The following is a 21,440-nucleotide window of genomic DNA, read 5'->3' as shown; positions in this document are numbered from 1 at the left end:
CGGGATTGCGAACTTTGCGGTTAAATCTGTTTTCTATTTAATTAAAATCTGCTGTCAATAATAGTTGCCATTTCTTTTTGAACTGATAATGCCTCTTCTCTAGCCTTTTCAGCGAAATCGGTTCCTTTTGACGCATAAATAATCGCTCTTGCAGAATTTACCAAAAGACCAACTTTATCATTCATTCCATATTTGCACACTTCAGACAGACTTCCGCCTTGAGCGCCAATTCCAGGCACCAATAAGAAACTGTCTGGAACAATTTTTCTAATTTCAGTAAAATATTCTGCTTTGGTTGCGCCAACAACGTACATTAAGTTTTCGCTGTTTTTCCAAGTCTTAGAAGTTTCTAGAACTTGCTTGTATAATTCCTTTCCGTTTGTACTTAAAGTCTGAAAATCGAAAGCACCTTCATTTGAAGTTAAAGCTAACATAATTGTATGCTTGTTTTCGAAAGCTAAAAAAGGTTCTACAGAATCTTTTCCCATATAAGGAGCAACGGTTACACTATCAAAATTCAAGTCTTCAAAAAAAGCTTTGGCATACATACTCGAAGTATTCCCAATATCGCCACGTTTTGCATCGGCAATCGTAAAAATATCAGGATAATTTTCGTTGATATAATTGATTGTTTTTTGCAAAGACATCCATCCTTTTATTCCGTAAGCTTCAAAAAATGCCGTATTTGGTTTGTAGCCAACAGTCAGATCGTGTGTTGCATCAATAATTGCTTTATTAAATTCGAAAATAGGATCTTCTGTTTCTAATAAATGTGCTGGCATTTTAGTTAGATCTGGATCTAATCCAACGCATAAAAATGATTTTTTTTGAAGAATTTGTTCGTGTAGTTGTTGTGTTGTCATATTCTGTTTTAATAGTGGCGCAAAATTACGAATAAAATTATTAGTTTCAAGTTTCAGGTTTCAGGTTGCACCTTTTGTTACGTTGTCAGGCTGAGCGGAGTCGAAGCCTCTTTGCGCCCTTCGACTCTGCTCAGGGTGACATTAATCATACTTTATTCTAAATTATCTCATTAACATTGAATTCCTATAACATCTATCAAAAATTGTGTAAGAAAAAAATTAGAATCAAAAGTAACTTTGAAATAAACCATTAAAAAGACAATTATGAGCCCAAATATCGGAATTACACCAAAAAACTTAAAAAAGAGCGCTTCTATACTGGCCACGATTTTATCCAATGAAATGACTTTATATGTAAAAACAAGAAAATTTCACTGGAACATTTCTGGAAATAGTTTTATGGAACTGCACAAATTGTTTGAAGAGCAATACCGCATTCTTGAAGCCCAAATTGATGAAGTTGCAGAACGCATTAATCAGCTGGGAGAAAAAACAATTGGAACAATGAAGGAGTTTATTGATAATTCGACTTTAAAAGAATCTCCAAAAGAATACGCTTCACAAAAAGACATGTTATCTGAACTTCTAGAAAATCACGAACAGCTGGTAACAGAATTTAGAGATTATATTCCGGTTTTTGAAAACGAAACCAACGATGCTGGCTCAGCCGATTTTGTGACGGGATTACTGCAAGAACATGAAAAAATGGCTTGGATATTAAGAAGATATCAGGCGTAGTTTTGAGTTATGAATTGATTTTCATTCTCTATTAAAATGAAAATTATGCAACAGTCGGGAAAATAAATGTAACATAAACCTGATTTAGAATTTGCAATTTTACAATACAATAAAATACAAAAAAAGAGATATCATGAATACTACTGAAATAAAAGGAAACTGGAATGAGCTGAAAGGTAAACTGAAACAAAAGTTTGCAACACTAACAGATGATGATTTGATGTTTGCTGAAGGAAAAGAAGACGAAATGTACGGAAGACTTCAGCAGAAATTGGGAAAAACAAAAGAGGAATTTCATCAAATCCTGTCAGAATTGTAAATCCTTACAACTCAATCAGGGAAATACCGTCTAGTAAAAATATTAGACGGTATTTTTTTGAAAATTTTATTTTAAAATCGTATTTTGAGGTAATTCTGTGCTAATTAAAAGCAAAAACACCAAATAAATTAAGTATCTTTAACCAAATTTCTATAAAATGAAACTATTTATAAAGTTCGACATTAATACTATTTGCTCTCTTTATTTGAAACAAAATCTGGAACAAAACAATGTAAATTTTACAACTCTGGGATTTGGCGAAATTGAGATTGAAGACAATCTTGATGCCGAAGCGCTAGACAATTTAAAAACTAAATTGGCTCCGTGTGGTTTTGAAGTAGTTGAAAATCAAAAAAGTGTATTAGTCCAAAAAATCAAAGATGCGATTATCGAACTTGTATTTATGGACGACAGCAATAATTATAAAAGTTCTGTATTTTTGGCAGAAAAGCTAAACCACAGTTACGGATATTTATCTAATGTTTTCTCAGAAGTAACTTATTCTTCTATAGAAAACTTTATTATTTTACAGAAAATTGAAAGAGCAAAACAGCTTATTATCATTAACGAAATGAGTTTGACTGAGATTGCTTTTTTACTTAATTATTCGAGTGTTGCGCATTTGAGTACTCAGTTTAAAAACACAACTGGCATTACTCCATCTGCTTTTCAGAGAATTATTAAGAAACGAAGAGAAAATTTAAAATAAAAACCCAAATACCACATTAAAATGCAAAAAAACGCATTACACATTTTATTGGCCGATGACGATGAAGATGACCGTCTTTTCTTTAAAGATGCTTTTGAAGAAATAAAAATACAAACGAATGTAAATTTTGTTCACGACGGGATGCAGCTTATGGATCATTTAATGGACACAAACAATAAACTTCCAGATATTTTGTTTCTAGATTTAAACATGCCTAAGAAAACAGGTAAAGAATGTTTGATTGAAATCAAAAAAACGGATCATTTAAAAGATATAATCATTGCAATCTATTCTACTTCTTCTTCAGAAGAGGATATCGAAGATACCTTTATTCAAGGCGCCAATATTTATATCAAAAAGCCAAGCGATTTCAATACGTTAAAAAAAATAATTAATGAAGTCGTGACTGTAAACTGGCATTATCATACTTCTGGTCTAAACCGTGATAATTTCTTGCTTCGACTAAAATAAAAGCATTCCAATAATGAAGTGGATACCAAATTTTAATTCTTCAAACTCTTTGAGAGTTATTTTTGTAATCGCAGTTTTCATTCTGTTATTCCTTTCTTCAATTGCTTACAAACATAACCAGGACTTGAATGAATCGAGCAAACTGGTTATGCATACTTACGAAATCAACATTCAGCTCGAACGCTTAATGTCGGCAATAAAAGATGCAGAAACGGGCCAGCGCGGGTATATTATTACGCGCAATGCCCGTTTTTTAACTCCGTATATTTATTCTCGAGATAAGGTAAATACTTCGTTTATCACTTTAAAAAAACTCACTGCCGATAATCCGAAACAGCAGGATAATCTCCAGAAACTTTTCAAACTCATTACCCAGCGTTTTGTCTCTTTTGAAAACTGTCTAAAATACAGCGATCCTAAAACGTACGACAAAAGAAAGCTGGACAATCATATGTTTGGCGGCCGTATTCTAATGGAAAACATCCGTTTTAAAGTGGATGAAATGAATGACATAGAGAAAGACTTTCTAAAGAAAAGACTAAAAATTTACGATTCGGAAATCTCTTTGAGTCCGCTTTTTTCTATTTCACTATTTCTGGTGGCTTTGAGTTTTATTTTATTGGCATATCGTCAAATTAGCCGTGATTTTGAACGCTTGAAAGTATTCAATAAAAAACTTTTAATTTCGACAGGTTTAATTTCTGAGTCTGAAAATATTGGTAAATTCAGCACTTGGCAATGGGATTTGGATTCTGATAAAATTGACTTTTCAGACAACCAATTCCGATTATTAGGTCTCGAACCGAGATCTTTTGCGCCAAACAAAGCTACACTTATAAAATATGTTCATCCAGACGATAAAGAATCTGTTGCAAAAGCAATTGACGGAATTATAGAAAAGAAACATCTTCCGTTTGTGTATTATAAAATTGTACGTCCAGATTTTGAAGTCCGTTATTTTAAAACCACAGGGAAATTGGTAACAGATCAGCAGGGAAGTAAAATCTTGCTTGGGATCAATTTTGACATTACAGACGAACATCTTTTGAATATCGAACTTCAGGAACGAAATAAAGAACTGGAGAAAAGCAATAAAGAATTGGCTTCTTTCAACCACGTTGCAAGTCACGATTTGCAAGAACCGCTTAGAAAAATACAGACTTTTATTTCGAGAGTTTCCAGCGCAGATAAAGAAGTGATGTCTGAAAGCGGAAAAAATTACATTACCAAAATAGAAAGTTCGGCAAAAAGAATGCGTGTTTTAATAGACGACCTTCTTTTGTTTTCAAGAACCAATACTACCAAAAAGGAATTCATTAAAATGAATCTTAATGAACTTCTAGACAATGCTGAATCTGAATTGGCAGAAATTATCGAAGAAAAGAAAGCCGTTATTCAGCGAATTGGAAAACTTCCGAAGCTTTCTGTAATTCCGTATCAGATCGAACAGCTGTTTATCAATTTAATTGGAAATTCATTAAAATACAGCCAGCCCGATACTGAACCTCAGATTTCTATTTCAAGCGAAAAAGTTAGTTCATCAGAATATCCAGAAATATTAGAACAGTCTATAAAGAAGTTTCATAAAATCACTTTTACAGATAACGGAATGGGATTTGACCCTCAGTTTAAAGAAACCATTTTTATTCTTTTTCAGCGTCTTCATTCTAAAACAGATTATCCTGGAACCGGAATCGGATTAGCGATCTGCAAGAAGATTGTAGAGAACCACAAAGGTCACATAATTGCCGATAGCACTTTAGGAAAAGGTTCAGTATTTACGGTGTTTCTGCCCGATTAAACTTCATTAAAAAAACACATAAAAAGCGTTATATAAATCCATTATGGGAATTATATAACGTTTCTTTTTTATGCTGTAAAGTAAAATCTTTCATTCGTTAGCATCTTTGTAATGTAATACTTTAGGAAGTAATAATGAAAGCAATTCCCCCCTTAAAAGCTTCAATTTTTAGAGTTCTTTTTTCATTCCTTTTAATTCTATGCATCACCTCTTGCAGAAAAATTAATCCGATCGAAAATACTTTGAAGAACCAAGCTTTTGCAAAAAATGACAGAGAAGAAACAGAGGTTTTCTTTTTTATATCTACGGCGAATGTTAGTAAGTCTATTATTTCAAAAAGTCAAATTGCACAACAAAAAAGTTCAGATGTAATTGTTCAGGAATTAAGCAAAAGAATAGAAGTTCAAGAGAGTCAATTACTGGAAGCGATAACCAAAATGGCCACATCGAAGCTCATTGTCATTACTGAAATAAATGCCACGCACAAACGAGACCTGTACAACCTCATTGATGCCAACGGTTATGATTTTAACAGCATTTATCTAAATGGTATGACAGATGCGATCTGCAACCAAATTGAGTTACTCGAAGCAATTTCTAGAGAAACAAACGATAAAGAAATTCTCGAACTTGTTCTTCGCTTTTTGCCACAACAATATAGACTCTTACGAGAGACTGAACGAATAAAAAGACAAAATGTATAAACGCCTATTATTTATCTATTAACTAAATTTTTTACTATGAAATTACAAGCCAATTTTTTATGCGCCTTAACACTTTTTTTATCAGCTTCATTTGGAATGCTGCATGCTCAGGACAATAATGTAAATACCGAATTCGGTGTAAAAGGAGGATTCAATATGTCTAACCTTTACGATAGCGGAGACAATGTAGATGACAACAATGTCTTATACGGTTTCAACGCCGGGGTTTATGCTACACTTCCTATTTCAGATTTTGTAGCCATTCAGCCAGAGCTTTTGTTTACCACAAAAGGGGCAAAATTAGAATACAACAACGCTTTTGCAAGTGGGGATGCAAAATTTAGACTTAATTATATCGAGCTTCCACTTTTAGTGCGAGTTAATGTTACAAAAAACTTTAACATTCACGCCGGTGGTTATGCTTCTTATCTAGTAAGTTCTAAAGTAAGCGGAAACGGTACTGTTGATTTTGACCAAGATATTGACACAGACGATCTAAACAAATTTGATGCTGGTCTTTCTGCAGGTGTTGGAGTTGATTTTAACCCAATTAGCGTAGGATTGCGTTACAATTATGGTTTAACGACTGTGGGTAAAGAAAGAACGGTTGCAGGAACGACATACACATTTCCTGATGCAAAAAACAGCAACCTTACATTATACCTTTCTTATAAGTTAAACTAAACGAGAATTGATTATTAACCGCTAAAATAAAAAACCATGTCAAATTTATTATATACAATCGCAGTGATTCTGGTGATACTTTGGGCCTTAGGGTTCTTTGTTTACAGTTTCGGAAGTATTATCCATATTCTCTTGGTAATTGCCATTATTGCCGTATTGCTTCGACTTATTAAAGGTCGAGAAGTTTAAAAATCACAATTTATTAAATCAACAAATTATTAAATATTAATCCATTAAATTAATTATTATGAAAACTAGTAGCACAATTTTAGGAATTTTAGGAGCCGCAGCGGCGGGAGCATTCATAGGTGTTTTATTTGCACCAGATAAAGGATCGAACACAAGAAAAAAAATCAAAGATAAATCAAAAGATTACGGAGATAACCTGAAATCAAAATTTGATGGCATCGTAAGTACAATCTCTTCAAACGGTAAAGAAATTATCGAAGAAGGAAAATCTAAACTTAACCAAGTTAAAGAAGATTACAACACGCTAAAAGACGATGTTAAAACAGTAAAATCAAACTATTAATCGCAAGTATTAATTAGTGAAATTTTCAAAACCATAAAACCTTATATCATGGAACCAAATGCAACAACAAACGAGAATTTAAATCTTTATGAGAAAGCAGAGAACTATGCTAAAACAAGTTTAGAATTACTTAAACTAAAAACAGTGTGTTCTGTTGCCGATGGTGTATCATCGTTGGCATCTAAGATAGCGATTGGTATTGTTGTTGCATTTTTTACTTTGTTCCTAAATATCGGAATTAGTTTATGGATTGGTAAAGAACTTGGAGAGTATTATTATGGCTTTTTTATCATGGCGCTATTCTATTTAATCGTCGTAATTATTGTGGTAAAATCACATCATAAATTGATAAAAACACCAATTGGAAATACGATTATCTCCAGTATTCTAAAAGAAACAAAAAACTGATTTAATTATTAATAAACATAAAAGACTATGGAAGCCATTTACAATATTGATCAGTTAAATCAAAGAATTGAGGAATTAGAAGTTCGCCAAGATAAAGAATGGTGCGACATAAAAGACGAAATCGAAGAGATTAAAAACAATTTAAAACCTATTAATCTAATTAGAAATACAGTGGAGGAAATTAACGAAACTGTTGGTTTTAAAAGTCATATCGCTCAGTCGGCAATTAGTATCGGAATTGGTTATCTGGCAAAAAGATTTATTGTCGGAAAAGGCGATTCGATGTTCAAAGGAATCCTGGGTTCTGTCGTTCAGCTTATTGTAACCAATCTGGTTTCGAAACCTCATAATGAATCTTCTGAAGAAGAAGAAGAAGAATCATCACAATACGAACCGTCTAGAGAGTAATTTGTCTAACTTAATTTAATTATTATGGAAAAATTTAGCGAAATAGTAATAAAAAATGGTGTATACGTTTACTCGAATCTATATAAATGTTTTGAATATACGAGAGTATTTTTAGGGATATAGCTTTTTTTTTAAAGTTGCTAAGGTTCTGAGATACTAAGGTTCTAAGTTTTTTTTAAGATTCTGCGAATCTTTTTACCTTGACTTGGTATTAAAGAAAAAGTAAAAAAAACAGCATCACTTTGTGATGCTGTTTTTTGTTATACTAAACTAAAAGACACAAAACCTTAGAACCTTAGTATCTCAGAACCTTTATCTATAATCCTGATAAATCGGTATTTTAAGACCGGCATAAATATTACAGCCTTTTGTATTGTTCGAGAATAGACTGGAAAAAAGAGTACCTGAGCCAATAAATATTGGTCCAGCTCTAAAACCTGCTCCGATTGTTGTTCCGCTGTATTGCATGTACGTTACAGGAACGTAGAAACTGAATTGTCTCGTTTCGTATCTAGGCGTAAAAGTAACCGAATTGGCAATTGCAGTTCCGTTTATTTTTTTGGCATCTACAAGGCTAAAATCACCACTTAGATTCAAATAAAACCTCTGATCGATGTTCCAGTCAAAATTGGTGTGCAAAGCCGTCGGAAGATTTGCTTTTACTCCTTTCTTAGATGAAATTTTAGTATAGTTTGAATCGAAAAAATCAAAAATATCATCTGCATCGTCAATATCTTGCTGCGTCACTTTTCCTGTAATATTATAAGTATTCTCGATTATGTTTTTATAATTTACTTTTCCAATATCGGTTACAGAAGCCGCTGCTTTAAACTTATAACGATTTCCTTCGCACGTATGGCAGTTGGTGCGGTATTCGTATGTAAAACCCAAATCGACACCTACTCCAGCCGAAGCTGCATCAAACTTTGGATCATCGCCGTTTGCATAATCGTAACTTGCGGCAGTTCTAATCGTTCCTGTCGAAAGATATTCGCTCGCAGCAGGATTTGCATTGTTTTTATTGAACGCTACACTCAAATCACTTCCGTTAATGTAGCCGTTTACTCCCGCCATTAAGTATTTTAAAGTAATTCCGCCTTTTACAAAATGATCGTCACGATCTAACAGAACCGTTGCATAACTCGCTCCTATCTCCGCCCAAGAATTTGTAACACTATTCGGATTCCCTCCTGTGATTAAAAAACTATTCGAAGCATCCATATCTTTGTTCACCTCATCAATAAGCTGTCCGTTTATGCCAACGAGATTCGAAACGCTTCGCACACGCGTAAAAAGCGCCACGCTATGCAGAGGCGTAATATTCATCATAAAAGAAGGTCCAAGAATATCGACATTAAAATTTCCTCTGTTGTTCGATTTAAAATTTTTGCTCGCATCGGTTGCCAAATCATAATCGCCGTCTAATGCATCTAAAATATTAATTCCGTACAAATCATTTTGTCCCGTTCCGCTTGCCGAGAAAAGCGTCACATCGGCGCGATACTTCGACTCAACAATATTAGACGGATTAAATATAGCACTCTGAATTCCAGCATAATTATCATCCCTGAATCCGAAATACGATTGCGACCGCGCATAAAAAAAGCTTCCAAAGAAGCAAAATAAGAGTAAAGTTTTCTTCATAAATTAATGTTAGTTGGTTGTTTTAGCATGACAAATATGAAACAAAAAACAGTAATAAAAAATTTAACAAATGATATGTATGTTAAGTTTTTTCGATGAAAGTATAAGATTATAAGAACGATATAAAAAGAAAGAAGGTTCTTTCTTTTTAGGTTCAAAGTAGCAGAGATGCAAAGGTTCAGAGGTTTTGAAAAAATTTGCAATTTTTTCTTTATAATCAAAAACAGAAAAGCCAAACATAAGTTTGGCTTTTCTGTTTATATAAATCACTCCAGAGAAAAACCTCTGAACCTTTGCATCTCTGTCACTTTGAAACTATGTACAATTAGTACACCTCAGAAGCTTCCTTCAATTTCTCCATATTATTAACTAACTGAAGCTCAGAAACGATTTTCTGAATATCGCCATTCATGATATTTCCTAAATCGTAAAGCGTTAAACCAATACGGTGATCGGTTACACGACCTTGCGCATAGTTATACGTACGGATTTTTGCCGAACGGTCTCCAGAACTTACTTGAGAACTACGTTTTTTAGCATCTTCTTCCTGCTTTTTGGCCAATTCCATTTCGTACAAACGAGAACGTAATACCATCAAAGCTTTATCTTTATTCTTGTGCTGCGATTTCTCATCCTGACATTGCGCCACCAAACCTGTTGGAATGTGCGTTAAACGTACAGCCGATTTCGTAGTATTTACCGATTGTCCTCCAGGTCCAGACGAACAGAAGAAATCTACACGAACATCGTTCATATCTACCTGAACATCAAACTCCTCTGCTTCTGGCAAAACCATAACCGTTGCAGCCGATGTATGCACACGACCTTGAGTTTCTGTCTGCGGAACACGCTGTACACGGTGAACACCCGCTTCAAACTTCAAAGTTCCGTATACATCTTCTCCAGTAACCTCAAAAATAACCTCTTTGAAACCTCCAGAAGTACCCTCGTTCATATCTACAACAGATGATCTCCATCCCATAGATTCGCAATATTTCGTGTACATTCTAAACAAGTCACCAGCAAAAATACTCGCTTCGTCCCCACCCGTTCCGGCGCGGATCTCCACCATTACGTTTTTCGCGTCTTCAGGATCTTTAGGAATAAGCATAAATTTGATTTCCTCCTCCAATTCTGGCAGACGTTCTTTTGCTTCATCCAATTGCATTTTGGCCATTTCCACCATTTCAGCATCGCTTCCGTCAGCAATAATTTCGTTTGCTTCGTCGATGTTTGCTAAAATTATGATGTACTCTTCTCTCTTTTCAACAAGCGCTTTTATCCCTTTATATTCTTGGTTAAGCTGCTTATAACGTTTTTGATCAGAAATAACATCCGGCTGAATAATCAAATCCGAAATCTCATCGAAACGCTGCTTTACATATTGAAGTCTATCTAACATTTTCTAATTCCTTTTATTGGACGGCAAAATTACAAAATTTTTATTGAAAATTCTAGTCTTCCTTTTTTGGGGAATTTAAGTTGAATATTTAGTGGAATTGTAATGATTTTTAGGAGCTGTTTCCTGTCCCGATAGCTATCGGGACTACTATCTTTTTAGGCAAAACATTTACAGTTTAATAAGCTCTTTTTCGTTTGCCTAAAAAGGATGCCGCTTCTATCAGGGCTAGGGCTTTGGTTTTCATAATTGCGTTTACGGTTTTCCGTAATGTAATTGAATATAATGCAATTACTTTTAGCAAATAAATTTTACATAAAAACAAAATTGAATTACATATGAAATCACTAACATGTTGCCTGTTTCTTATTTTAATTTTTAGCTGTAATCAGAAAGAACAAACTGAAACCAATTTAACAGTTGAAACTGAAATTCCAAAAATTAAAGAAAAGGAAGAAATAACTTTAAAGAACTTTACTTATGAAGATATTGCTCGCTATACAATGGCTTCTATTATGGGACAATCATCAAAAATAATTAAAGTGAGGAAAAAAGACGAATTATATTTCGTGTCTTACATTAGAAAATCTGATCATCAGAAATTTGATTATAAAATAAAGATCGATGGAAATAAAATTCTTTGGGCAAACATTGACGGAAGATGGAGGGATTCAAAATATGATGAGAAAATAACTTTTGTCGAAAAAGACAACAAGCTTGAAATTATTCAAACCTTCGACGATAACTCTCAAGATATTCAAGAATATAAAATAGGAGATTAAATCAGGTGAATTTACTTGGTTCTTATTTTAGAATAAATACGATGTTTGTTTTTTAAATCAAGGATATGAAAAAAATATTATTTACTATTTTACTTTTTATAGTTTATAGCAGATCATTTTCTCAAAATGATGAATTTCAGTATGTAACTTCTGCAAAAGATGGAACTGAAATATATCTTTATCTTGAAAAAGGGAATGATGACATGAAAGAGTTTTGGTTAAAAATGATTAATCCAACTAAAACAGTTAAAAATAAAAAAGGTCAATTAGTTAAAACAGGTGGCGACTCCAGTGTACAATTTTATAAATTAGATTGTGCCGAGAAAAGATACTCTACTTCTGACGGAGTTATCTATGATCGAAATGGAAAAGTAATTCAGAAAATTTACATTGATTCTTATAACGATAAAGTAATACCTGGAACGATTATGAGCGCAGTTTATCGTTATGTCTGCGAAGCTGAATAAATTAAAAACCTATATTAACTATTTACAAAAAAATGAAAGAAGAAAGATTAAAAGAACTCACAAATTATTATGAGAAATTAATTGAACATAAATTGGATACCCAGAAAGAATACCAAAAAATAATAATGGGACTTTCTGGCGGAGCTTTAACAATTAGCATGACCTTTAGTGATAATATTGTTTCTTCACAAGGAACATTATTTAATTTCATATTAATTATTGGCTGGGCACTTTTATTTCTTACAATTCTATTGCAAGTATATTATAACCGTCTAGTAACAAGCAGTACAAGTAATTTAATTTTAAAACTTGAAGAAGTTCTTTCAAAAAAAAAGGAAGAGGAAGAAATATTTAAAATTTACATTAGAAAAATTAGAGAATTAGAGCTAATAAACAGAATATCTACTATCATTATGTGTTTAGGTTTATTGTTTATAAGCCTTTTTTTTTCGATAAATTTTTTATATAAAAATAAAAAAAATGAATCTACCGGTAATTATGTAAATACAGTTGAGAGTAAATACAATACTCCTCCAATTAGTATAGAAAATAACCCTATATTTATTAATAACAATGGTAAAGTAGACACTTCTATTATAAAAAAAGTTCTTTATAGAAGGCCAAAAACTAAAAATCCTTGTCAACAATGAGAAATGATAGTCCTCAAAATCCAAAACCTACACCACAGCCAAAATCTGTGCCTTCAAAACCAAGACAAGTGCCACCTCGTGAAGACGGAGGATCAAGAAAACATATACCTCCTCCACCTCCTAAGAGATAAGACTACTAATAACGTCAATCATTTGTAACAAAAAACTAATAATTTTCAAAAACAATTAAGAAGGAAACGTTTAAACTAGAAATCTAGTGAAATTTCTAAAAACTAAACAAAAATATAGAAATATGAAAAAAATTATAATTTTATTCATTTTGATTACAACAAACATGCTGTGTCAAAATAGATATTCACAAGTTAGTACATCTAACTACAAATCAACATCTAATAACAATTTGATGCGAGTATATCAAAATTATAATCAACAATCACAAGAAGTAAGCTGTCAAGCTTTATATGAATATATTATAGATAAAGGTTACCAAAAAGCTAGTTTATCTAATTACATATTGGATTCGTCATGGCTTTATAAAGTAACTGCGTATGAATACAATTATAAAACTTATGTTATTGCTGAAATAAAAGAAAATGAATATAGCTACAAAACTAGCACATATATTTTCTGTGGAATTTCTAATATGAATTGGAATTATTTCCAATTTGGAGATTATAACGATAGTAATTCTTATGGAGAACGTTTTCACAAATATATTTTTAATTACAAATGCGATTGTGAATAAAAAATATCGTTTCCCAGCTTCCCAAAGTGTCGGAGACTTTGAGAAGTTTCTGTTTTCAAATTAACGATAGCGAAAATGGCACAAAGTCAGAGACATTTGCGCAGCCCCGCTCCCCGAAGTCTTCAACTTAAAAGCTACGCAAATGTCTCTGACTTTGCGTTTTTTTTTGTTTCTTATGAATCCGAAAACCACTCAAAAGTCTCCCGACTTTTTACGAATCTTTCTAAAATGATTTTTTATAAGCACGAGTGATATAACGTCAGTCCCGAAAGCTTTCGGGATTGCGCAGCGTCGAAAAAACAAATCAAATTAGTGTTCTAGCGAAAATTTACACAAATCATCCAACAACTCCATTTCATCTTCTGGCAATAATTGCAAGGCAATTTCAAGCAAAGTCATTACATTGACATTATTGTCTTTTGTAAAACTCGACAAACCGTTTGCATCTGGATTAAGCAAAATAAGACTTGCTTTTAGCAAATCTGAAACCATTAGATTTACTTCGTTATACGAAGATACTTTTAGCGGTATGGTAAACGAGTTGGTTTCTTTTGGCACTGGTTTTAGTTTGGTGAAATACCTTCCTTTATTTATTAATTCTAACAATTCTTCGGCTCTTTCTCTATTTTGTGCTTCCATTTATATATAAGATTTAATTTACAATTTTAAACAAATATATAAAAAATCAGTAACATACAACCCCTCTTTTACATTCACTTAAAAACAATCGATTACTTGTAATTTCATTTCTATGAAAAGAGAAAGAAAAAGTGAAATTCCAGAAGTTGTAAAAGACCTAGGAATCAAGATTAAAGATATAATTGAAGAAAAGAAATTCAAGCGACGAGAGGTTGCTCATGATGCAGAAATGGATGTTGAAAGTCTAAGAAAATACATTAAAGGCTCGCAAGAAATGAAAGTAAGCACTTTGTTTAAAATTGCACAAGCTTTAAAAATTCATCCAAGTGAATTGATTAAAGATTTGTAATTTCTGTTTTTCTAATAGCTTGATTGTTTTTTTTAATTGAAACGTATATTCCTAATTCTCTCATATATCTTAATACTGTAATAGGCGATATTAAATATCCACATTTTTCAAGTTCTACAGCAATTCGATAACATCCATAAGTTTCTCTTGAAGCGACAAAAATGGAGTTTATCTTATTTTTTAAAATAATTTTACGTTTTTGCTTTTCTGTGAGGGAACTTTTTTTCCATGCTCTATAACTTACTGTATTTGTACCTAATGTTTTGCACATTAATTCTTTAGAATAATTTCTTTGATTTTCTGCAATAAATTGAAAAATACAAGGTTTCCCACAAACAATAAATTCCCTAGCATTTGCAATAATTTCAAACTTTAGATTTATATTCTTAATCTTTTTTTAAGCACTTTAATCTTTTTGTCATCAGAACTTAAAATTGGATTCCCTTTACCAGGAAAACTTATATCTCCATTCTTTTTTAAAATATTTCGCCACAAAGACAAAGATTTTAGACTTATTTGCAAATCTTTTGCCGTCCGAGTTACACTTCCATTTTCATAGCTTAGTTGAATAGCTTTTAACTTGAAATCTCGATTATAATGTATTCTCCTCTTTTTCATAGTTAAAATTATTAAACTCCTCAATTGTCTTATAATTAAGACTGGAATGTATTCTTTTCTTATTATACCAGTTTTCTATATAATCAAATATTACTATTTTCATCTCGCGTGTTGTTAGTAATTTTGTCTGTTTATAAATTGCTTCTCTCTTTAATGTATTAAAAAAACTTTCCACAACAGCATTATCATAACTGTCGCCTGTTCTACTCATACTTGGTTTACAATTATGTTCAATTAATTTATCAGTAAACAACTTATTTGCATACTGAATTCCTTTGTCAGAATGAAATATTAATCCTTCTGAAACTGAACGATTAACTATTGCTTTTTCAAAAGCAGGTAAAGTCGTAACCTTGGTAGAAAGTCCAAAACTCAAATGCCATCCTATTATTTTTCTCTCATACAAGTCCATGACAACAGTGAGATATGAAAACCTTCTATCAATCCGAATATAAGTTATATCTGAAACCCATACCTTAGAAGGTTTATCTACTTTAAATTGTCTGTTTAAAATATTTGGAGCAATACATGAATTATGTTTTGAATTGGTTGTAGCAATAAATTTCTTTTTTACTTTACTTCGCAAACCAAGCTCTTTCATCCAAAACGATACTTGTCCTTTAGAAATTTGAAATCCACGACTGTGTAGTTCTCTCGTAATCAATATTGCTCCTTTATATTGTTCAAATTGAAAAAATATAGAACTTATTTCTTTTTTCAGTAAATAGACACGAGTTTCTGTTTTCGAAAAAGGTTGTTTTATCCATAAATCGTAGGTGGAATGAGAAGCGCCTAAAACTTCGCACATTTTGTATAAAGGATATTTATCTCTATTTTGATGTATAAAATTACATAGTACGTGTTTACCTTGATATATATATTTTAATCCTTTTTCTAGTATTTCTAATCTAAGTTCGGATTCTGAAAGCTCCTTTTCTAATTCGTAGATTTTCTTATTTTCATAATAAACTCTTTTATTTCCTAGACCTGGGAAACTTCCTTTTCCAAATTTTTCATAAATTTTGCGCCATTTAGAAAGTTGTTTTGCATCAATATGAAGTTCTTCTGCAGTTTCTCTAATCGTATTTCTTATATAACTAAGTAAAACTGCATTCTCTTTGAAAATTCGGCTATAATGTCTGATATTTTTGTTCATGACAACAAAATCAAATAACTAATTTACAACAAGTTAATCAATACAAATACAAATTCGTTTAATAAAAAATTCCAATAGCGCGAACCTGCAATCCAGATTGCAAATCCGCATTATAGAAAAAGATTAGAAAATATTTCTTACATTTAATTTTCTTAATAACAATCTTTTACTTACTTTTATAATTAAAACTATTCAATTCTATTAAACGATTAGCGTCAATACCACTTCAGGTGCAAAAAAATCTTCCAAAATAAAAATTTAATTCTCCATGTGCTTCATAGAAATTCTATATCCAACTCGAATTAAGAAGCATTTCAATTGTATTAACTTTAATATCAATAAAAATGAAAAGAATTATTTTTTTACTCGTAGCTGTTTCTGCAAATGCCTTATTTGTAAGTTGTTCAAAAGAACAAGATCCCAAAGAATCGTATTCCAAAGAAAAGATTGAGATTCCTCTGACTGATTATGGTTTTTATCATAATGAAGCATTAGATTTATACTATAAAAAATATAAAGGAATTGACGGGAAAACAACTGGTCTGATAATAGACGAAATGTTGGCTGAGCTTAAAATAAAATATCCAGATCAATTCAAAAATATGGATACAAATGAGGTAAAACTTGCATTTCAAAACATTGATCCAAAAAAATTTGACATTTATTCTTTTTGGAATTCAAAAAAAGAGGAATTATATGCCTCTAATAAAGTATCAAAACGTTTAGGAGGTTTGGTTGACAAAATAATTGAAAATGATATGAATTATAACCAATGTATGGTTGCAATTGAAAATTTCAAGAAAGCCAATTATTTATCGAAAACAAATAATCCATTAACAGTAAATGAGCAAAATGAATTAGTAGTATTTGAAAATGTATTGAAAAGTTCAAATCAATATTGGACTTCTAAAAGCAATCCAACAAAAAAAACAAATAACCAACCAGGATCAAAAGCAATTATTGCTGACACAATGGGAGCTTTAATGTTTGTTTACAGCGGTCCAATGTCATTAATTGCAGGAGGGATTTGCTCACTTTTTGTTAATGAAGCTGTACCTTTTGAAGAGGTTCCATACGAAGAGTTTCCATACGAAGAGTTTCCATACGAAGAAGAATCTATAAATCCTTAAAAAATAAAAACGAGCAATAATGATAAATATCGAGTTAAATAAAAGTATAGAAATGTTAGAGAAATTCAATTATAAATACAAATTGAGAAACAGCATTATTACAGTAACTCTTGAGTTTTCTCAAAATGTGGTAATTGATTTATCTAATCCTTCAAAAATTATTATTACGGATCATCTCGAAAATTGGAATTTTTTAACAGGCTGTATCAAAATGAGTTTAAAAAATGCGATCCTGTATAATTTTATCCTACTATTATTCTTTGGTTTTTTATGTCAATATTTACAATTTACAGGAAGCTCATTAACCAATTTATTTTTAACTTTCATAGGATGGGTATTGTTATTTTCCACATATTATTTAATTAAACTGGAAGGTTTTAAATTACAACTCAAAACAATTATGAAATAGTTTTTCTAATTAATGTATAAAACAAAATACGCAAAAAGCATTAAAAGCTATTTGCGTATTTTTTTTTATTTTTACTTCTCTGCAAGCGCGAGCCTCTCGCTCGTGAACGCAATCTAAATCAATTTAAAAAACAATACGTGTATGAGCAAGACACTCACACAAGCAGAAAAACTCTACGATTAATAACTAAAATGGAACTTAAAAATCATCCTTTCTTCAAAAAATATAAAATTGCCAAAGTTGCATTATTAGTTCATGTAATATTTTCGTCTATTATTTTGGTTACGATGCTAGTACATGGTCTTATCGACAATGATGTTTTGGGAACTTTCGAAAAACCTTTTGAAAATTATAAAGCATTTCAAAATCCTGAAAAATATCTCAAGAAAGAGTTGTTTGCAGTAGATACTGCTTATGTTGGAACAGAAACATCTTCTAGTATGGGAAAATCTACTTCTAAAGATATTACGGTAATTAGAGGCAATCTATTGCATTCTGATAAGAAACAAGAATTAATATATGATGGTGTCAATTCAAATTTCTTTCATGACACTTATATTTTAAACGAAAATATAAAACCCATAAAAGTTTGGAGAAACACTATTAATGATGAAGTTTTTTTAGGAAATAAAAAAGAATTTGAATCGGAAAAAACGAATGCTGTAATGCACATTTACTTTTATTTTTCATTTATTCCACTTCTTATAATTTTGCTGATTTTAAAAAGGAAATCGGAAGTGAAATAGGTATATAAACAAACGTTTATCATTCTATTTCCCTCTAGTTTTGTCATTTCGAGGAACGAGAAATCTCCGTAAGTAACTCTACAAAGATTGGCAAGTATCCTTTGCGGAATTTCTCGTGTGATTTGCTTCGCCAGTTCGCTAACGCTCGGGTCTCCTTACGTCGAAATGACAATACTTTGTGGTTACAATATGGAAAATTGTTGCGGAGCTACTTGCGGAGATTTCTCCTTGCGTCGAAATGACAAAACTGTATGGTTACTATGTGTATAAACTGGCGAGCGACAAATCCAACAAAACCAACTTGCACTAAATCAGTATTTTAGCAAGAAATTTATATATTTGGTTATACCAAAAACAAATTTACTATCTAAAACCACTATTAATGAAAGGACTTATTAAACTCGGCCGTTTATTTTACGGTATTGGCATTATTGCTTTGGGAGTACATCAGCTTATTATTAAAGATTTTCGATCTGAAATTTTATCCCCTTTTCCCGCTTGGGCGCATCAATATCCTATTTTTTCTATCCTTGTCGGAATTATTTTAATATTGGCAGGAATTATTATTTCGGGAATCGTTACCATTACATTTATCGACACCAGAAAAGTATGTCTTTATTTAGGTTTTGCTTTTCTTGCCGCTTTTATTGTTTCGCATCTTCCGTTTATTTTCATTTTTAATACCGATAAAACCAACGCCACACAAATCTGGATCAACGCTATTGAGGAACTCACTTATAGCGGCGGAGCGTTTGTATTGGCGGGTTCTTATAGTGCAAACATAAGCGAAAGCAAATTCGACAAATTTCTAGAAAAACTTATTCCGGTTGGGCGAATTTTCTATTCGCTTTTAATGCTTTTGTTTGGCTTAAGTCATTTTCTTTTTGCCGAGTTTGTGTCTACAATGGTTCCGAAATGGTTGCCAGGAACTATGTTTTGGACTTATTTTGTAGGCGTTGCGCTTATTTGTTCGGGCATTTCGATTATTTTTAAGCTTTGGATTAAACCTATTTCGCTACTTTTGGCTTTAATGCTTTTACTTTTTGTACTTTTCTTCCACATTCAAGATGCTGTTGCAAATCCAACTGTTGGTGGCGGAAATGAAATTGTACGCGCCATTATTGCTTTACTTTTCTGCGGAATTGCATTGGTAATTGCATTAACAAACGATTCTAAAAAACAGGTTTTGGCGAGCTGAGATAATTTAAAAAAATTAGAAAAAACAAACCATGGAAAACTTCGACTGGACTTCTTTTACCAAAAAAATAGCCATTAAAGCGCCACTCAGCGACATGTACAATGCTTGGACAATTGCGAACGAACTGGAAAAATGGTTTCTAGAAAAAGTATCTTTTTTTGATGCGAATCTGGAGCCTATCAGCAAAGACCAAAATGTTTCGGGAGGCAATGCTTATGAATGGCTTTGGTATTTGTATGATGATGCCATGAAAGGAAAAATCACTTCGGCCAACGGAAAAGACCAATTGCAGTTTACGTTTGAAGGAACATGTCTTGTAGATATAAAATTGAGTGAAGAAAATGGTTACACGATTGTAGAACTTCGTCATCATAACATTCCGACAGACGATAATTCGAAAAAATTCATCAGGCTAGGCTGTTCCAACGGCTGGCATTTTTATTTGACCAATCTAAAATCGGTTTACGAAGGCGGTTTGGATTTGCGTAATAAAGATAAAAATTTGAATCCGATGATTAATAATTAACTAGATCGCTTAAAATGGATCTTGAGCAAATAGTATTAGGGCGAATTATTCTGGAGTTTTTAGGAGCTTCAGCAAGATTTCTTGGTTACAATTTATGGACTCTTTCAAACGATAATGATTTCAGAACATTTTCAAGTTTCTGGTCACCAAGCGGAAGCAATCAGAAAAAAGATGATAATAGTAATCGCAATCATATGATTGGAGTTCTTTGCTTGGGAGGTTTTGTAATGCTGATGATTATCTTTAATACTTAATTCAAAAAAAAACATCCCAAAAAGAAAGCTCTTTTTGAGATGTTTTTTTATTTACTCGTAAAAATAAGTTTCTACAATCAAAGATCTTGGATTAGTCTCAGCTCCTTCATGAACACTTTGATTATTAGTAGATTTTACAGGCTTATTATTTGAATTGTATTCCGTTTCAACATTATCAGTTATTATACCTATCTGCGCTTTAATTGCTTTTTCAAGATTAGAAGATTTAATCATATTTTTACTAAAGGCTGGCGTACTATTAATTGACATTTTGTAACATATTAATGCATAAAAATATTTGTCGCCAAACAAACCTTTGTAAATAGTTTCGTTTACACTTGGGGTATTATCATAATCATAAATCAAAGTATGATTTTCTCTGTTATTTTTATTTTTATTATAAGAAACCAAATTACCGTCCTTAAAATTATATACAGAAACTGTTTTAATGTCCATAAAATTACGATTCTCTGTTAAAACGTTATTTTTCATTATAAAAATCTCTTCTTCACAATCGGCCTTACGAGTATTAGTACAAATACTTTTTCCTAATATTGTAAATTCCTTATCATTCTTAATCTGATACTCATATTTAGTTTCAGTAGTATTCACTTTATCATTTTTGACCCCATTTTTAGCATTATACCTATAGGCTTTTATTAAATAACCATCATTGTTGTATTCAAAATCTGTAATAGAATCTTCAGCATCAGGATTTTTGGTATAAGTTCGTGTAATACGCGATAATAATCCTTTATCATTGTAACTATATTTTGAAACATAGCCCCTACTCTCGGTTACTGTTATTATTTTGTTATTGGCAAAATTATATTCTGTAATATCCGGAACTTCGTTATCGCTTTTATATCTGCTAGTATTGGTTTCTGCACAAACAATTTTCTTTAAATTTTGAGCATTAGAAGAAGATGCAAATGCAAAAACAAGCAAAATAAGTAAAATATTTTTTCTCATATTATTCGGGTTAATTTTAGCGCGAAAATACAAAAACATAAATTTAAAAACATTATAATTTTGAGCTTTAATTTACCACAATACGGTTTTTTTTTACGTATTAAATCTATTTCTAATGAAAGCCATTCTATAAAAACATCCCAAAAAGAAAGCTCTTT

31 protein-coding genes are annotated in these 21,440 nt (G+C 31.7%); 23 read left to right on the top strand and 8 right to left on the bottom strand.

All coding sequences use genetic code 11. The features are described from left to right. Positions 1-41: 41 nt before the first annotated feature. Positions 42-863 carry an orotidine-5'-phosphate decarboxylase gene (gene pyrF, locus OZP10_RS16450; protein ID WP_281631851.1) on the bottom strand — a complete coding sequence of 274 codons (822 nt, stop codon included), beginning with the start codon at positions 861-863 and terminating at the stop codon, positions 42-44. 264 nt (positions 864-1,127) lie between these two features. Here pyrF and OZP10_RS16445 point away from each other — a divergent pair, with 264 nt between their 5' ends. The 11 genes from OZP10_RS16445 (at position 1,128) to OZP10_RS16395 (ending at position 7,637) form a co-directional block, all read left to right on the top strand. Next, positions 1,128-1,601 (top strand): Dps family protein, encoded by a 474-nt coding sequence (locus tag OZP10_RS16445; RefSeq protein WP_177210349.1) that lies wholly within the window; start codon positions 1,128-1,130, stop codon positions 1,599-1,601. Positions 1,602-1,734: 133 nt separating this feature from the next. Continuing rightward, a complete protein-coding gene (locus tag OZP10_RS16440) occupies positions 1,735-1,920 on the top strand; it encodes a CsbD family protein (RefSeq protein WP_095929846.1) in 186 nt (61 codons plus the stop codon). Between the two features lie 157 nt (positions 1,921-2,077). Beyond that, complete coding sequence (locus tag OZP10_RS16435) at positions 2,078-2,629, top strand: helix-turn-helix domain-containing protein (protein WP_177210350.1); 552 nt, start codon at positions 2,078-2,080, stop codon at positions 2,627-2,629. Positions 2,630-2,650: 21 nt separating this feature from the next. After that, positions 2,651-3,100, top strand: coding sequence for a response regulator (locus OZP10_RS16430; protein WP_177210351.1), 450 nt, complete (start codon positions 2,651-2,653; stop codon positions 3,098-3,100). A gap of 13 nt (positions 3,101-3,113) precedes the next feature. Continuing rightward, a complete protein-coding gene (locus OZP10_RS16425) occupies positions 3,114-4,901 on the top strand; it encodes a CHASE3 domain-containing protein (protein ID WP_281631850.1) in 1,788 nt (595 codons plus the stop codon). A 134-nt stretch (positions 4,902-5,035) separates the two neighbouring features. Then, positions 5,036-5,605 (top strand): DUF4142 domain-containing protein, encoded by a 570-nt coding sequence (locus OZP10_RS16420; RefSeq protein ID WP_281631849.1) that lies wholly within the window; start codon positions 5,036-5,038, stop codon positions 5,603-5,605. Between the two features lie 36 nt (positions 5,606-5,641). Further along, positions 5,642-6,289: a porin family protein gene (locus OZP10_RS16415; RefSeq protein ID WP_281631848.1), complete on the top strand. Its 648-nt coding sequence runs from the start codon at positions 5,642-5,644 to the stop codon at positions 6,287-6,289. 36 nt (positions 6,290-6,325) lie between these two features. Continuing rightward, positions 6,326-6,478: a lmo0937 family membrane protein gene (locus OZP10_RS16410; protein ID WP_111365189.1), complete on the top strand. Its 153-nt coding sequence runs from the start codon at positions 6,326-6,328 to the stop codon at positions 6,476-6,478. A 58-nt stretch (positions 6,479-6,536) separates the two neighbouring features. Beyond that, a complete protein-coding gene (locus OZP10_RS16405) occupies positions 6,537-6,821 on the top strand; it encodes a YtxH domain-containing protein (protein ID WP_281631847.1) in 285 nt (94 codons plus the stop codon). A gap of 48 nt (positions 6,822-6,869) precedes the next feature. Next, a complete protein-coding gene (locus tag OZP10_RS16400) occupies positions 6,870-7,229 on the top strand; it encodes a hypothetical protein (RefSeq protein ID WP_281631846.1) in 360 nt (119 codons plus the stop codon). A 27-nt stretch (positions 7,230-7,256) separates the two neighbouring features. Next, positions 7,257-7,637 carry a hypothetical protein gene (locus OZP10_RS16395; RefSeq protein ID WP_281631845.1) on the top strand — a complete coding sequence of 127 codons (381 nt, stop codon included), beginning with the start codon at positions 7,257-7,259 and terminating at the stop codon, positions 7,635-7,637. 312 nt (positions 7,638-7,949) lie between these two features. Here OZP10_RS16395 and OZP10_RS16390 read toward each other — a convergent pair whose 3' ends face one another. Together OZP10_RS16390 and prfA are read right to left on the bottom strand one after the other, a co-directional pair. Then, the gene (locus OZP10_RS16390) at positions 7,950-9,281 is read right to left on the bottom strand and encodes a DUF5723 family protein (RefSeq protein WP_281631844.1); all 1,332 of its coding nucleotides are present in this window, start codon (positions 9,279-9,281) and stop codon (positions 7,950-7,952) included. A gap of 325 nt (positions 9,282-9,606) precedes the next feature. Further along, positions 9,607-10,683, bottom strand: a complete 1,077-nt coding sequence (prfA, locus tag OZP10_RS16385; RefSeq protein WP_111365195.1) for a peptide chain release factor 1 — start codon at positions 10,681-10,683, stop codon at positions 9,607-9,609. A 335-nt stretch (positions 10,684-11,018) separates the two neighbouring features. On the opposite strand from prfA, the gene OZP10_RS16380 reads away from it, so the two are divergent. The 5 genes from OZP10_RS16380 (at position 11,019) to OZP10_RS16360 (ending at position 13,285) form a co-directional block, all read left to right on the top strand. Beyond that, complete coding sequence (locus tag OZP10_RS16380) at positions 11,019-11,462, top strand: hypothetical protein (RefSeq protein WP_281631843.1); 444 nt, start codon at positions 11,019-11,021, stop codon at positions 11,460-11,462. Positions 11,463-11,527: 65 nt separating this feature from the next. Further along, positions 11,528-11,929, top strand: a complete 402-nt coding sequence (locus OZP10_RS16375; protein ID WP_281631842.1) for a surface-adhesin E family protein — start codon at positions 11,528-11,530, stop codon at positions 11,927-11,929. Positions 11,930-11,961: 32 nt separating this feature from the next. Further along, on the top strand, positions 11,962-12,579 hold the full coding sequence (locus OZP10_RS16370; RefSeq protein ID WP_281631841.1) for a hypothetical protein: 618 nt from the start codon (positions 11,962-11,964) through the stop codon (positions 12,577-12,579). Beyond that, positions 12,576-12,710, top strand: a complete 135-nt coding sequence (locus tag OZP10_RS16365; protein WP_281631840.1) for a hypothetical protein — start codon at positions 12,576-12,578, stop codon at positions 12,708-12,710. Before OZP10_RS16370 ends, OZP10_RS16365 begins: the two co-directional genes overlap by 4 nt. A gap of 233 nt (positions 12,711-12,943) precedes the next feature. Beyond that, a complete protein-coding gene (locus OZP10_RS16360; RefSeq protein ID WP_281631839.1) occupies positions 12,944-13,285 on the top strand; it encodes a hypothetical protein in 342 nt (113 codons plus the stop codon). A gap of 309 nt (positions 13,286-13,594) precedes the next feature. Here the strand turns inward: OZP10_RS16360 and OZP10_RS16355 are convergent, their stop codons facing one another. After that, complete coding sequence (locus OZP10_RS16355) at positions 13,595-13,924, bottom strand: hypothetical protein (protein ID WP_281631838.1); 330 nt, start codon at positions 13,922-13,924, stop codon at positions 13,595-13,597. Positions 13,925-14,036: 112 nt separating this feature from the next. On the opposite strand from OZP10_RS16355, the gene OZP10_RS16350 reads away from it, so the two are divergent. Beyond that, positions 14,037-14,273, top strand: coding sequence for a helix-turn-helix domain-containing protein (locus OZP10_RS16350; protein ID WP_111283324.1), 237 nt, complete (start codon positions 14,037-14,039; stop codon positions 14,271-14,273). Here the strand turns inward: OZP10_RS16350 and OZP10_RS16345 are convergent. From OZP10_RS16345 to OZP10_RS16335, 3 genes are all read right to left on the bottom strand, one after another. Beyond that, a complete protein-coding gene (locus OZP10_RS16345) occupies positions 14,260-14,544 on the bottom strand; it encodes an IS3 family transposase (RefSeq protein WP_281631837.1) in 285 nt (94 codons plus the stop codon). The genes OZP10_RS16350 and OZP10_RS16345 overlap by 14 nt on opposite strands. A gap of 107 nt (positions 14,545-14,651) precedes the next feature. Beyond that, positions 14,652-14,891, bottom strand: coding sequence for a transposase (locus tag OZP10_RS16340; protein WP_281631836.1), 240 nt, complete (start codon positions 14,889-14,891; stop codon positions 14,652-14,654). Next, positions 14,866-16,047 carry an IS3 family transposase gene (locus OZP10_RS16335; protein WP_281631835.1) on the bottom strand — a complete coding sequence of 394 codons (1,182 nt, stop codon included), beginning with the start codon at positions 16,045-16,047 and terminating at the stop codon, positions 14,866-14,868. Before OZP10_RS16335 ends, OZP10_RS16340 begins: the two co-directional genes overlap by 26 nt. A 344-nt stretch (positions 16,048-16,391) precedes the next feature. On the opposite strand from OZP10_RS16335, the gene OZP10_RS16330 reads away from it, so the two are divergent. The 6 genes from OZP10_RS16330 (at position 16,392) to OZP10_RS16305 (ending at position 20,310) form a co-directional block, all read left to right on the top strand. Beyond that, positions 16,392-17,177 carry a hypothetical protein gene (locus OZP10_RS16330; RefSeq protein WP_281631834.1) on the top strand — a complete coding sequence of 262 codons (786 nt, stop codon included), beginning with the start codon at positions 16,392-16,394 and terminating at the stop codon, positions 17,175-17,177. A 19-nt stretch (positions 17,178-17,196) separates the two neighbouring features. Further along, entirely contained in the window at positions 17,197-17,586 is a 390-nt protein-coding gene (locus OZP10_RS16325) for a hypothetical protein (RefSeq protein ID WP_281631833.1), read from the top strand. Between the two features lie 191 nt (positions 17,587-17,777). Beyond that, the gene (locus tag OZP10_RS16320; protein WP_281631832.1) at positions 17,778-18,332 is read left to right on the top strand and encodes a hypothetical protein; all 555 of its coding nucleotides are present in this window, start codon (positions 17,778-17,780) and stop codon (positions 18,330-18,332) included. A 382-nt stretch (positions 18,333-18,714) separates the two neighbouring features. Beyond that, positions 18,715-19,530 carry a DoxX family membrane protein gene (locus OZP10_RS16315; RefSeq protein ID WP_281631831.1) on the top strand — a complete coding sequence of 272 codons (816 nt, stop codon included), beginning with the start codon at positions 18,715-18,717 and terminating at the stop codon, positions 19,528-19,530. Positions 19,531-19,561: 31 nt separating this feature from the next. Further along, complete coding sequence (locus OZP10_RS16310; RefSeq protein WP_281631830.1) at positions 19,562-20,056, top strand: SRPBCC family protein; 495 nt, start codon at positions 19,562-19,564, stop codon at positions 20,054-20,056. A gap of 14 nt (positions 20,057-20,070) precedes the next feature. Beyond that, positions 20,071-20,310 (top strand): hypothetical protein, encoded by a 240-nt coding sequence (locus OZP10_RS16305; RefSeq protein ID WP_281631829.1) that lies wholly within the window; start codon positions 20,071-20,073, stop codon positions 20,308-20,310. 51 nt (positions 20,311-20,361) lie between these two features. Here the strand turns inward: OZP10_RS16305 and OZP10_RS16300 are convergent, their stop codons facing one another. Further along, entirely contained in the window at positions 20,362-21,282 is a 921-nt protein-coding gene (locus OZP10_RS16300; RefSeq protein WP_281631828.1) for a hypothetical protein, read from the bottom strand. Between the last annotated feature and the right edge of the window lie 158 nt (positions 21,283-21,440).

The sequence above is a fragment of the Flavobacterium luteolum genome, assembly GCF_027111275.1.
Classification (GTDB): Bacteria; Bacteroidota; Bacteroidia; order Flavobacteriales; family Flavobacteriaceae; genus Flavobacterium; species Flavobacterium luteolum.
Note: the sequence above shows the minus strand (reverse complement) of the source record. Positions and strands in the feature narration are given on the sequence as shown.

Excerpts from the sequence above, each read along its gene's own strand:
- pyrF (WP_281631851.1), bottom strand. The coding sequence starts at position 863 with ATGACAACACAACAACTACACGAACAAATTCTTCAAAAAAAATCATTT.
- OZP10_RS16445 (WP_177210349.1), top strand. The coding sequence starts at position 1,128 with ATGAGCCCAAATATCGGAATTACACCAAAAAACTTAAAAAAGAGCGCT.
- OZP10_RS16440 (WP_095929846.1), top strand. The coding sequence starts at position 1,735 with ATGAATACTACTGAAATAAAAGGAAACTGGAATGAGCTGAAAGGTAAA.
- OZP10_RS16435 (WP_177210350.1), top strand. The coding sequence starts at position 2,078 with ATGAAACTATTTATAAAGTTCGACATTAATACTATTTGCTCTCTTTAT.
- OZP10_RS16430 (WP_177210351.1), top strand. The coding sequence starts at position 2,651 with ATGCAAAAAAACGCATTACACATTTTATTGGCCGATGACGATGAAGAT.
- OZP10_RS16425 (WP_281631850.1), top strand. The coding sequence starts at position 3,114 with ATGAAGTGGATACCAAATTTTAATTCTTCAAACTCTTTGAGAGTTATT.
- OZP10_RS16420 (WP_281631849.1), top strand. The coding sequence starts at position 5,036 with ATGAAAGCAATTCCCCCCTTAAAAGCTTCAATTTTTAGAGTTCTTTTT.
- OZP10_RS16415 (WP_281631848.1), top strand. The coding sequence starts at position 5,642 with ATGAAATTACAAGCCAATTTTTTATGCGCCTTAACACTTTTTTTATCA.
- OZP10_RS16410 (WP_111365189.1), top strand. The coding sequence starts at position 6,326 with ATGTCAAATTTATTATATACAATCGCAGTGATTCTGGTGATACTTTGG.
- OZP10_RS16405 (WP_281631847.1), top strand. The coding sequence starts at position 6,537 with ATGAAAACTAGTAGCACAATTTTAGGAATTTTAGGAGCCGCAGCGGCG.
- OZP10_RS16400 (WP_281631846.1), top strand. The coding sequence starts at position 6,870 with ATGGAACCAAATGCAACAACAAACGAGAATTTAAATCTTTATGAGAAA.
- OZP10_RS16395 (WP_281631845.1), top strand. The coding sequence starts at position 7,257 with ATGGAAGCCATTTACAATATTGATCAGTTAAATCAAAGAATTGAGGAA.
- OZP10_RS16390 (WP_281631844.1), bottom strand. The coding sequence starts at position 9,281 with ATGAAGAAAACTTTACTCTTATTTTGCTTCTTTGGAAGCTTTTTTTAT.
- prfA (WP_111365195.1), bottom strand. The coding sequence starts at position 10,683 with ATGTTAGATAGACTTCAATATGTAAAGCAGCGTTTCGATGAGATTTCG.
- OZP10_RS16380 (WP_281631843.1), top strand. The coding sequence starts at position 11,019 with ATGAAATCACTAACATGTTGCCTGTTTCTTATTTTAATTTTTAGCTGT.
- OZP10_RS16375 (WP_281631842.1), top strand. The coding sequence starts at position 11,528 with ATGAAAAAAATATTATTTACTATTTTACTTTTTATAGTTTATAGCAGA.
- OZP10_RS16370 (WP_281631841.1), top strand. The coding sequence starts at position 11,962 with ATGAAAGAAGAAAGATTAAAAGAACTCACAAATTATTATGAGAAATTA.
- OZP10_RS16365 (WP_281631840.1), top strand. The coding sequence starts at position 12,576 with ATGAGAAATGATAGTCCTCAAAATCCAAAACCTACACCACAGCCAAAA.
- OZP10_RS16360 (WP_281631839.1), top strand. The coding sequence starts at position 12,944 with ATGCGAGTATATCAAAATTATAATCAACAATCACAAGAAGTAAGCTGT.
- OZP10_RS16355 (WP_281631838.1), bottom strand. The coding sequence starts at position 13,924 with ATGGAAGCACAAAATAGAGAAAGAGCCGAAGAATTGTTAGAATTAATA.
- OZP10_RS16350 (WP_111283324.1), top strand. The coding sequence starts at position 14,037 with ATGAAAAGAGAAAGAAAAAGTGAAATTCCAGAAGTTGTAAAAGACCTA.
- OZP10_RS16345 (WP_281631837.1), bottom strand. The coding sequence starts at position 14,544 with ATGTGCAAAACATTAGGTACAAATACAGTAAGTTATAGAGCATGGAAA.
- OZP10_RS16340 (WP_281631836.1), bottom strand. The coding sequence starts at position 14,891 with ATGAAAAAGAGGAGAATACATTATAATCGAGATTTCAAGTTAAAAGCT.
- OZP10_RS16335 (WP_281631835.1), bottom strand. The coding sequence starts at position 16,047 with ATGAACAAAAATATCAGACATTATAGCCGAATTTTCAAAGAGAATGCA.
- OZP10_RS16330 (WP_281631834.1), top strand. The coding sequence starts at position 16,392 with ATGAAAAGAATTATTTTTTTACTCGTAGCTGTTTCTGCAAATGCCTTA.
- OZP10_RS16325 (WP_281631833.1), top strand. The coding sequence starts at position 17,197 with ATGATAAATATCGAGTTAAATAAAAGTATAGAAATGTTAGAGAAATTC.
- OZP10_RS16320 (WP_281631832.1), top strand. The coding sequence starts at position 17,778 with ATGGAACTTAAAAATCATCCTTTCTTCAAAAAATATAAAATTGCCAAA.
- OZP10_RS16315 (WP_281631831.1), top strand. The coding sequence starts at position 18,715 with ATGAAAGGACTTATTAAACTCGGCCGTTTATTTTACGGTATTGGCATT.
- OZP10_RS16310 (WP_281631830.1), top strand. The coding sequence starts at position 19,562 with ATGGAAAACTTCGACTGGACTTCTTTTACCAAAAAAATAGCCATTAAA.
- OZP10_RS16305 (WP_281631829.1), top strand. The coding sequence starts at position 20,071 with ATGGATCTTGAGCAAATAGTATTAGGGCGAATTATTCTGGAGTTTTTA.
- OZP10_RS16300 (WP_281631828.1), bottom strand. The coding sequence starts at position 21,282 with ATGAGAAAAAATATTTTACTTATTTTGCTTGTTTTTGCATTTGCATCT.